General features: G+C 37.7%; 9 protein-coding genes and 1 riboswitch. All 9 genes read left to right on the forward strand.

Annotated elements, in window-relative coordinates; all coding sequences use genetic code 11:
* Window positions 1-77: 77 nt before the first annotated feature.
* The 9 genes from ACOI1C_RS04755 (at window position 78) to ACOI1C_RS04795 (ending at window position 10,875) form a co-directional block, all read left to right on the forward strand.
* Window positions 78-809, forward strand: coding sequence for a pseudouridine synthase (locus ACOI1C_RS04755; RefSeq protein ID WP_422508506.1), 732 nt, complete (start codon window positions 78-80; stop codon window positions 807-809).
* Window positions 810-940: 131 nt separating this feature from the next.
* Window positions 941-1,462 carry a thiol-disulfide oxidoreductase ResA gene (gene resA, locus ACOI1C_RS04760; RefSeq protein ID WP_422508508.1) on the forward strand — a complete coding sequence of 174 codons (522 nt, stop codon included), beginning with the start codon at window positions 941-943 and terminating at the stop codon, window positions 1,460-1,462.
* 20 nt (window positions 1,463-1,482) lie between these two features.
* Complete coding sequence (gene resB / locus ACOI1C_RS04765) at window positions 1,483-3,111, forward strand: cytochrome c biogenesis protein ResB (RefSeq protein ID WP_422508510.1); 1,629 nt, start codon at window positions 1,483-1,485, stop codon at window positions 3,109-3,111.
* Between the two features lie 15 nt (window positions 3,112-3,126).
* Entirely contained in the window at window positions 3,127-4,314 is a 1,188-nt protein-coding gene (gene ccsB, locus ACOI1C_RS04770) for a c-type cytochrome biogenesis protein CcsB (protein ID WP_422508512.1), read from the forward strand.
* A gap of 71 nt (window positions 4,315-4,385) precedes the next feature.
* On the forward strand, window positions 4,386-5,099 hold the full coding sequence (locus ACOI1C_RS04775; protein WP_422508514.1) for a response regulator transcription factor: 714 nt from the start codon (window positions 4,386-4,388) through the stop codon (window positions 5,097-5,099).
* The gene (locus ACOI1C_RS04780) at window positions 5,099-6,877 is read left to right on the forward strand and encodes an ATP-binding protein (RefSeq protein ID WP_422508516.1); all 1,779 of its coding nucleotides are present in this window, start codon (window positions 5,099-5,101) and stop codon (window positions 6,875-6,877) included. Before ACOI1C_RS04775 ends, ACOI1C_RS04780 begins: the two co-directional genes overlap by 1 nt.
* Window positions 6,878-7,016: 139 nt before the next feature.
* A riboswitch (cobalamin riboswitch) is annotated at window positions 7,017-7,231 on the forward strand.
* Window positions 7,232-7,405: 174 nt separating this feature from the next.
* On the forward strand, window positions 7,406-8,380 hold the full coding sequence (locus ACOI1C_RS04785; protein WP_422508518.1) for an ABC transporter substrate-binding protein: 975 nt from the start codon (window positions 7,406-7,408) through the stop codon (window positions 8,378-8,380).
* Window positions 8,343-9,401, forward strand: a complete 1,059-nt coding sequence (locus ACOI1C_RS04790; RefSeq protein ID WP_422508520.1) for a FecCD family ABC transporter permease — start codon at window positions 8,343-8,345, stop codon at window positions 9,399-9,401. Before ACOI1C_RS04785 ends, ACOI1C_RS04790 begins: the two co-directional genes overlap by 38 nt.
* A 4-nt stretch (window positions 9,402-9,405) precedes the next feature.
* The gene (locus ACOI1C_RS04795; RefSeq protein WP_422508522.1) at window positions 9,406-10,875 is read left to right on the forward strand and encodes an adenosylcobinamide amidohydrolase; all 1,470 of its coding nucleotides are present in this window, start codon (window positions 9,406-9,408) and stop codon (window positions 10,873-10,875) included.
* Window position 10,876 lies beyond the last annotated feature (1 nt).

The following is a 10,876-nucleotide window of genomic DNA, read 5'->3' on the forward strand; positions in this document are numbered from 1 at the left end:
TTTTACAGTATACTGACATTTCTTGTTTCTTGTTTATTTTTGATGGAAAAGCTAATATGTAGAGTGAGGTGAATAGAATGGAACGTTTACAAAAAGTAATTGCGCAAGCAGGAGTTGCATCTAGAAGGAAAGCAGAAGAATTGATCGTGCAAGGAAGTGTAACAGTTAACGGTATAGTTGTTAAGGAGCTTGGTACAAAAGTGTCGCCAAATGAAAGAGTTGAAGTGAATGGGATTCCTCTTCAAAGAGAACAGCCTGTTTATTTTTTACTATATAAACCAACTGGTGTAATTTCAAGCGTATCTGATGATAAAGGTAGAAAAGTGGTCACAGACTTTTTTCCACTCCGAAAAGAAAGAATTTTCCCTGTGGGTCGATTAGACTATGATACATCTGGCGTTTTAATCATGACCAATGACGGAGAGTTTGCCAATTTACTTATGCACCCTAAGCATGAAATGAATAAAGTGTATATTGCAAAATTGAAAGGGATTCCTAGGAGAGATCAATTAAAATTATTGGATAAAGGAATTCGCTTAGAGGATGGAGTAACAGCACCTGCTAGAACGAAGGTGATCACCTCAGATAAGAATAAGAATACGTCGATTATTCAGATTACGATACATGAGGGTAGAAACAGACAGGTAAGAAGAATGTTTGAAGCTATTGATTGTCCGGTAATTAAGTTAAAAAGAGAACAATATGGATTTTTAACACTTCATGGACTCAATGCAGGTGAATCAAGGGAATTAACCCCGTATGAGGTAAAGCAACTCAGATCTCAATCATTGCTAACCAATAAGAAATAAATAGATGTCACATAAGTTTCATATTCTTCGTTTAGTAGCTTCAGACTAGAGTGCTATAATGAAGGAGTTAAATGTATAGGAATGATAGGTTATTACTGTTCTTTTCTTCCTATTTCTAAGGAGAGAGTGACATGAAAAATAAACGACTATGGATGAGAACGATCATCTTACTTATTTTAGCCAGTGCGGTATGCTACACGCTTTACGCAAACTTCCTTTCTCCTAAAGAAAGAGTACGAGTAGGCAGCACAGCACCAAACTTTATACTTAAGGATTTAGATGACTTGGAATATGAACTAGAGAGTTTTCGTGGAAAAGGTGTTTTTCTTAATTTTTGGGGTACATGGTGTAAGCCGTGTGAAAGGGAAATGCCTTTTATGCAAAACCAATATAAGCATTTTAAAGAACAAGGTGTTGAAATCCTGGCTATAAATCTGGACGAAGCTCCGATAGTTATAGAAAAATTCACAGATCGACATGGGTTAACTTTCCCTATTCCAGTAGACAAAGATTCGCAGGTGTTAAATGCCTATGATGTAGGACGATTACCGGCTACGTTTTTAATTGATAAAGATGGAAAAGTGTTAAAAATTATAACAGGCTCAATGACAGAAAAAATGGTCAATGATTATATGAATATGATCAAGCCTTAGGTACAAGTAGGTGAGGGGAAATGGAAATCGTAAAATGTGAATGCGGCCACGTAAATCCACAAGGTACTATCTTATGTGAATCATGTGGAAAGCCTCAACAAGAAGAACAAGCACCTAAAATATTAGCAGATATGCGTTATGATGGGAGTGCTAGACGATCACAGGTTTATAAAAAAACAATGGTCGATAAAATCTGGAACTTCTTTTCATCTGTAAAAGTAGGGGTATGGTTAATTGCCCTTACCTTATCAGCTTCAGCAATTGGAACCATCTATCCGCAGCATATGTATATCCCACAGACTGTCTCACCAAGTGAATTTTACGAGGAGCAATATGGCTGGAGCGGAAAGCTGTACTTCGAACTTGGTTTCCATGATTTATATGGTTCATGGTGGTATATGCTGTTAATTGCAGCGATAGGAATCTCCTTAGTTATTGCTTCTCTAGATCGAGTCGTTCCTTTGTATCGAACATTAAAAAAACAAGGTGTTATTCGTCATGAAGGTTTTATGAAGCGTCAGCGTTTATATGGGGTAACTATTCTTCATTCAGACAAAGAGGAAGCCTTTACTAGACTTCAAATGAACTTAAAAAAGCGAAGATACCGAGTTCGTACAGAAAATGGAAGCTTGCTTGCTGAAAAGAACCGCTTTTCAAGATGGGGCCCTTACGTTAATCATGTTGGATTAATTATCTTTTTAATTGGAGCCATGCTTCGTTTTGTGCCACAAATGTACACGGATGAAGTATTATGGATTCGTGAAGGAGAAACAAAAGTAATCCCAGGAACTGAAGGGCAATACTATTTGACAAATGAATCGTTTTTACTTGAGGTTTATGATAAAGAAAAGGATGCAGATGTCTTTAATGCAGCACTTGATAAGGTAGGAACTGTCGCGAAAAATTATCAAACGAATGCTATTTTATTTGAGCGTAAAGGTGAAATTATTCACGGAGCAGATCCTGAATTAGAAGAAATTAAAAAACATCCCATTCGTGTAAACGAACCTATAAAGCATGAAGGATATGCTTTATATCAAGTAGACTATAAGTTAAATGAATTCAACACCATGTCATTTAATCTAATTGAAAAAACTTCTGAAAATGAATTCGGGAATTTTAAAGTCGACTTATTAAATCCCGCTTCGGATTATGATTTTGGAAATGGTTATCGAGTTGAATTGATGAGTTATTTTCCGGACTTTTATTTTGATGACGATGGAGATCCTGCAACAAAGTCCAAAGTACCTAATAATCCAGCATTTGTCTTTAAAATGTTTACACCAAATACACCAGATGGTGAAGTCAGTTTTGTGGCGATAAAAGAAAATTTTGAGCCTCTAGGTGAGAATCAATTTAAGATGCAATTTGCGGGTATTGAAACAAAAAATGTATCTGGTTTGACTGTTCGTAAAGATTATACGCTTTGGATCCTAGCATTAGGTGGTGCCATCTTTATGATTGGTGTCACTCAAGGAATGTATTGGAATCATCGTCGAATCTGGGTTCAGAAAAAAGAGGATGGATATTGGGTTGCGGCTCATACGAATAAAAATTGGTATGGAATTAAGAAAGAACTAGAAGTACTTGTTGTCGGGACAGGAATTTCTGTACCAGATGATCGAACGGATGAGCCCGAAATTGTGTGAAAAAGGAGGATATAAATGGTTGAAATTAGTAGTAACTTACTTTTTATTGCATTTGTACTTTATTTAATAGCGACCTTCTTTTTTGGAGGAGCGATTCGAGATAAGCAAAGTGAATCAAACATTAACAAATGGAGTAAAATTGGAATTATCATTACCATCGTTGGATTTATAGCACAACTTGGTTATTTTATTACGAGATGGATTGCTTCTGGACATGCTCCAGTAAGTAATTTGTTCGAATTCACTACATTTTTTGGAATGATGCTCGTTTTAGCTTTTATTGTCATTTATTTTATGTATAAAAGTAGTGTACTTGGCTTGTTTACTTTACCTGTTGCTTTGCTAGTCATTGCTTATGCCAGTATGTTTCCTCGCGACGTGGCACCTTTAATACCTGCTCTGCAGAGTTATTGGCTTCATATTCACGTAACTACTGCGGCATTAGGTGAAGCTGTCTTAGCTGTAAGTTTTGCCTCTGGACTTATTTATCTTATTCGTGTTATTGATCAAACTGTTAAAAGTAAGCGGACATTTTGGTTGGAATTTGTTTTATATAGTCTATTAAGTGTGGTTGGTTTTATTGCTGTAACAGTCGGTTTCTCAGCTTCAAACTATGAAGCTACGTTTAAATGGGTTGATCCGAATTTAGAGGAGCAAGTTGAACTTGTTTACAATCTCCCGCCAATCGTTGGACCACCTGGTGGAGAGGAAATCACAACGGATAAAATGAGTCCTATCTTTGATGCACCCAAATGGATGAAGGGTGAAAATGCACCGAAGAAGCTTAATACTTTACTTTGGTCTATATTATCAGGTCTAGTCCTCTACTGGGGAATAAGATTACTACTTAGAAAACGAATTGCTGCGGCCATTCAACCCCTTCTTAAAAATGTAAAACCACAACTTGTTGATGAAATTACCTATCGATCGGTTGCAATTGGATTTCCGATATTCACACTTGGAGCACTTATTTTTGCCATGATTTGGGCACAGGTTGCGTGGACTAGGTTTTGGGGCTGGGATCCAAAAGAGGTGTGGGCACTTATCACATTCTTATTCTATGCCGTATTTTTACACTTGCGCCTATCACAAGGTTGGCATGGAGAGAGATCTGCATGGTTAGCCGTTTTAGGATTTGCTATCATCATGTTTAACTTAGTTGTTGTAAATCTAGTGATTGCAGGCTTACACTCGTACGCGTAAAAAAAAGGCCTTCACCATATGTGTGAAGGCTTTTTTGAAAATAAAACTAATCTATAATGAGGTGTCATTAAATGGATCAGGCAATTACAATTCTAGTAGTAGATGATGAAGAACGTATTAGAAGATTATTAAGAATGTATTTAGAGAGAGAAGGCTATCAAACTGAAGAAGCTGAAGATGGAATAGAAGCTTTAGACAAGGCTATGGCAAAGGACTATGATCTCATTCTTTTAGACGTAATGATGCCTGGAAAAGATGGAATTGAAGTTTGTAAGGAGCTTCGAGAATTTAAAGCAACTCCGATCATTATGCTTACAGCAAAAGGTGAAGAAGTGAACCGTGTTCAAGGCTTTGAGGTCGGCACGGATGATTATATTGTAAAGCCCTTTAGTCCAAGAGAAGTTATATTGCGTGTGAAAGCACTACTTAGAAGATCCACTAAAACACTTTATCTACATACAGAAACGAACACGAAGGATGTACTAGTTTTTCCGCACTTAACCATTGACAATGATGCACACCGTGTGACAGCAGACGGTCTTGAAGTTGGTTTGACACCTAAGGAGTATGAACTGCTTTTTTTCCTAGCAAAGTCACCTGATAAAGTATTTGATAGAGAACAACTACTTAAAGAAGTATGGCATTATGAATTTTTTGGTGACCTTCGTACTGTGGATACTCATGTAAAGCGTTTACGTGAGAAGCTTAATAAAGTATCAGAGACTTCTGCCAAAATGATTATTACCGTTTGGGGAGTAGGGTACAAATTTGAGGTCGTCGAATAATGAAGCTCTGGAGAAGTGTGGTTGGAAAGCTATGGATGACCATTCTATTTCTAGTGTCTTTCGTGCTTTTAATCCTAACCATTATGCTATTAGAGTTTTTTGAACAGTACCATGAAAATGAAGCTGAATGGGACTTGAAACAAGTCGCAAATAAAATCGCTCAGATTATGGAAGAACATGATGACCTGCAGCTCGCTAGGTCTATTTCTTGGGAGATTGTAGATCCTTTGACAAAGGTACTTATAGCTCAAGATAATCAACATTACTGGTATTCACCTTCAAAGAATGACATGATTGACATTCCTTTATCGTTTATCCAAAAAGATGAGGATTTATCTAAAGTACTAAAAGATAAAGAAACAATCATGAAGAAAATAGAATATTCATCTATCATGAAAAACCAGGATTCCTTTAATGAAGTCATTATTGTAGGTGTTCCTTTTACCTCAACGGCTGGGGATCAAAATGCAGTATTTTTGTACCAATCATTGGATGCTGTCAAAAAAACAACTGAACAAACAACCAATCTTATCTTCCTTGCCGCGGGTATTGCCTTTATGCTGACAACTTTTTTTGCCTTTTTTCTTTCTTCACGTATAACGTCGCCACTAATTAAAATGCGAGAAGCAGCCCTTCAAATGGCAGAGGGGAAATTCGAGACAAAGCTTCCTGTCTTAACACATGATGAAATTGGTGAGCTTGGTACTGCTTTTAATAAAATGGGGAAGAAACTAAAGCTTAATATTGATGAATTAAGACAGGAAAAGGAACAGTTATCTAGCATTTTGAGTAGTATGGCAGACGGTGTAATCACTATAAACCGCCACGGAGTCATGCAAGTATCGAATCCTCCTGCCGAACGATTTTTACAGGCTTGGTATTATGAGCAAGGAATGGAACAAAGTCTTGACAAGGAAATTCCAGTAGAAATGAGAGAGCTCTTTGGGCGTGTTGTCTCGTTTGAAAGTGAACAAATGATTGAAATGCGTTTTCAAGGACGTACATGGGTCATTGTGATGAGTCCGCTATATAACGGCAGCCTAATCCGTGGAGCGGTTGCAGTCATTCGAGATATGACAGAGGAACGACGTCTGGACAAGCTTCGGAAGGACTTTATTGCCAATGTCTCTCATGAGCTAAGAACTCCCATTTCAATGTTGCAAGGCTATAGTGAAGCACTCATAGATGACATTGCAGGATCCGAACAAGAAAAAAGAGAAATTACAGGCGTCATTTACGAAGAATCGTTACGAATGGGACGATTAGTGAATGAACTACTAGACATTGCTCGAATGGAGGCTGGTCACATTCAGCTTCGTGAGGAGCCAGTCAATCTTCAGGAATTCGTTGAACGAGTTGTTCGTAAATTTCAAGGATTAGCAAAAGAAAAATCGATTACTTTGACACATTCTTGTACAAACTGCCATGAGTTTTTCACCTTTGATCCTGACCGCATGGAGCAAGTGTTTACCAATCTAATTGATAATGCGATTCGACATACAGAAAATTCAAGTTTGGTAGCGGTAAAGGTTCATATGTTGGAAAATGGCCTCAAAGTTGACATACAAGATTTTGGATCAGGAATACCGAATGAAGACCTACCGTTTGTCTTCGAACGATTCTATAAAGCAGATAAAGCAAGAACAAGAGGTAAGGCTGGTACTGGATTAGGTTTGGCGATTGTCAAAAATATTATTGATGCACACCTTGGGCAAATCTCTGTTCATAGCAAAATAAACGAAGGAACGACATTTTCCTTCGTTTTACCTCGAAAATAGCGAAAATCCCACTATTTTTGCCGAAGTTTCTTGTTTCATACGAAACAATTTTTGATGCAATTTGAAGAGTTATGAAAAAAGTTCTTGAATTAAAAATGTCCTCCGTGTAAGATGAAGAAGGATTTACTATTGAAAATTTAATATTTCAAGAATTAAAGGTGCTCAGTGATTTCTATCATGGGCTTAAAAGGGAATCTGGTGTAAAAGTCCAGAACTGTCCCCGCAACTGTAAGTGTTGACGAAATGAAAATATCCACTGTATAACTGGATGACAGACTTGTTGTTCTTTATATGGGAAGGTTTCAGAGTAGGAGGATCACAAGTCAGTAGACCTGCCTTTAATTTATGTTTCAAGAATCTTCGGGGATCTGAGAAGAAGGAACGGTCAACTAGCTTTGCTTTTGCATTGTACTAAGTTCTATTTCTTTTTTGATCGTCTTCTAAACTCGCCCAATAATAGGGCGAGTTTTTTTATTTGGTAACTAGCACAATGCTTTTACATAAAAAATAGGAATAGGGGTAAAAAACATGCAAAAAGTGAAGCATTATTTATGTTCATCTATGATAGCTATCATGACCATTTTTACATTGGCCGCTTGTGGATCTGATGAGGCGAAAGAACCTGCAAAGACCGAAACGCAAGGGGAGGAAGTAACAGTAGCGGGTTTCCCTGTTACCATTACGGACGCACTAGACATTGAGATAACTATAGAAAATCAACCTGAGAGAATCGTATCACTCATTCCGAGCAATACGGAGATTGTATACGCGTTAGATTCAGGTGACAAATTAGTAGGAGTATCTGATTTTGATAATTACCCAGAAGAAGTGACGACAAAAGAGAAAATTGGTGGAATGGAATTTAATGTAGAGAAAATCATATCTCTAAAGCCGGATTTAGTATTAGCACATGAATCAAGTGCGGGAACTGCGCAGGGTGGTTTAGATCAGCTTCGTAGTTCAGGAATTACTGTTGTGGTTGTGCCGGATGCAACATCATTTGAAGGAGTTTATGATTCTATAAAATTAATTGGTACAATTACAGGTACATTAAATAAAGCTAAAGAAATAGTCGGAAATATGCAAATTAAACTTGAAGAAATAAAAGAAAAGGCATCAGCTGTAACAGAAAAATCAACCGTATGGGTGGAAGTATCTCCAGCACCTGAAATTTATACAACGGGTAGAGGTACATTTATTCATGAAATATTAGAAACAATAGGAGCAACTAATGCTGCAGGTGATCAAGAAGGATGGGTTATGTTTACCGAAGAGGATGCGGTTATCTTAAATCCAGATGTTGTCGTAACTACTTATGGATATTATGTAGAAAATCCAAAGCAACAAGTGTTAGCTCGAGCAGCATGGAGCGAGGTAACAGCGATAAAAAATGAACGTGTGTATGATGTCCATTCAGATAAAGTCACACGTTCAGGGCCTCGTTTAATTGAAGGAGTAGAGGAACTTGCAAAAGCAGTTTACCCTGAAATCTTTGCGAAATAATGAACTATTCTTATATGTATTGAGTAGTTTAATCTGTTTAACGGTCTTATTTATGGGGATATCGATAGGTACACTATCGATTCCCTTTTCTGCTATTATCTCTATTTTTCAACACCATCTATTCGGGTCACCACTTCCAGTATCCGTAGACCCTACTCTAACCAATATTGTCATGACCATTCGATTACCTCGAGTCCTATTAGCGTTCTTAATTGGTGCATCACTTTCTCTTTCAGGTGCAGCATTTCAAGGACTATTAAAAAATCCATTAGCTGATCCTTTTACATTAGGTGTCTCTTCTGGAGCATCTGTCGGAGCCGTTTTAGTCTTGTTCTTCTCCATACAAATTCCTTTCTTAGGTGCCTTTACACTTCCAATCATTAGTGTTTTTGCAGCGTTTCTCACCTTACTGATCGTGGTAGCCTTTGCAAAGATGGTTGATAAACGTATGTCGGTTGAAACTGTCATTTTAACGGGGATTATTTTTAGTTCTTTTCTAGGTTCTCTCATTTCCTTAATGATTGCTTTAACAGGCGAAGAGCTTCGTCAAATCATTACTTGGTTATTAGGCAGTGTATCTATGAGAGGGTGGGAATACGTTTACTTATTACTACCTTTCTTTATCGTCGGTTCACTTGTACTTCTATCACAAAGTAAAGAGTTAAATCTTCTTTCGTTTGGTGAAGAGGCTGCACAAAACTTGGGAATGAATGTTCAGTTCAGAAAGTTTATGATTTTAAGCAGTGCCTCCCTATTAACTGGAGCATCTGTTGCTGTTTCAGGTACGATTGGTTTTGTTGGTTTAGTTATTCCACATTTGACGAGATTACTTTTTGGAGCAAACCATGTTCGTCTGCTACCTTTGTCTATGCTTTATGGTGGAGCGTTCCTTGTATTGGCAGATCTTCTTGCGAGAACGATTATTGTACCAAGAGAATTACCCATCGGTGTGATTACGTCTCTAATTGGGGCACCTGTATTTGCGATTATTCTTTATTATCGAAAGAAAGCAAGGATGTGATGACATGATACAGGTTGAAGGTTTAACCTTTTCCTATAGCAACGAAACAACACTACACTCATTGTCCTTTGAAATCAATAAAGGTGAGATATTTGGAATCCTTGGTCCAAACGGGAGTGGGAAAACAACCTTATTAAAGTTATTATCAAGAACGTTAGCCAGTCCAGCTGGAGTAATTTCAATAAATGGAAAGCAATTGTCTTCTTTTTCTAATAAAGAGTATGCTCAGATGGTGGGTGTATTGCCTCAGTTAGTCGATTCCACCTTTTCCTATAGTGTAATAGAAACGGTCAAGATGGGAAGGTATGCTCATCAATCAGGATTTTTTCCCACATGGTCTAACGAGGATGAACAAATAGTTCAAAGCGCACTTCAAGAAACATCTCTTCAACATTTGCAAAACAAAAGCCTACAAGAGCTAAGTGGGGGAGAACTTCAAAGAGTTTTTTTGGCGAGAGCACTGACACAGCAACCACAATTGCTGCTGTTAGATGAACCTACCAATCATCTAGATGTGTCCCATCAAATGAGTTTATTTGACGGATTAACAAAGTGGAAAAGAGAAAAGCAGCTGACGGTTGTTGCCATCTTTCATGACCTAAACCTAGCGAGCTTGTACTGTGACCGAATCATGTTGCTGCAAGGAGGGAAGATTGCCCAGTTAGGTACTCCAAAACAAGTGATGCAATCTGCCATATTAGAGCGTGTATACGATACAGCTATTGTAAGAAAAGAGCATCCAGAGGTAGCTAAGCCAATGATTGGCCTCATTCCAGAAAAAGAGGAAATAGACGTTCTAGCTATTTTAGATGAGCTTATTATTACTTCAACAGAAAACCATATCATCATTCATTCGGGTGTTGAAATGAAAGCACTATCTTCTTCATTAATCGGTGGAGGAATTCGTTGGTGCAACACCTTTGTGAACCGTCATGTTGATCTTCATTATGCTTGTGAGGATGCAAAAACAGAGATGACAGAGTATCTTGTTACTAATGAAATAGATCCTAGTAATACCGTCGGAATGATGACAGCTGTATGTCTAGAAGATGTAGTAATGAAGAAAGAAAAGCACCCTGAAGGGACCGTATTTGTGATGGTTACAGCTGGAACTGGTAATGCGATTGATTCAGCTCATGCGTATCAACACGAATATATCCCAAGTAATCCTGGTACAATTAACATTTTCGTTCTTGTACAAGCGAAGTTGACAGATGCAGCATTCGTCCAAATCCTAACAACTGCAACTGAGGCAAAGACGAGAGCAATCTTTGAGGAAAAAATTATCGACGTAACAACTAAAAATGCAGCAACTGGAACCTCTACTGATAGTATTTGCATCGCTGCGACACAAACTTCAATTTCTTATGAATACGGAGGACCTCTCACTCCCATTGGAAAATGGGTAGGGAAATTAGTATATGAAGCGACAAGAGAGGCTATTCAAAACTATAAACAAAGAAAGCTAGGGTGAA

Origin of the sequence: Bacillus sp. DJP31 (assembly GCF_049310945.1) — a bacterium.
Lineage (GTDB): Bacteria > Bacillota > Bacilli > Bacillales > SA4 > Bacillus_BS.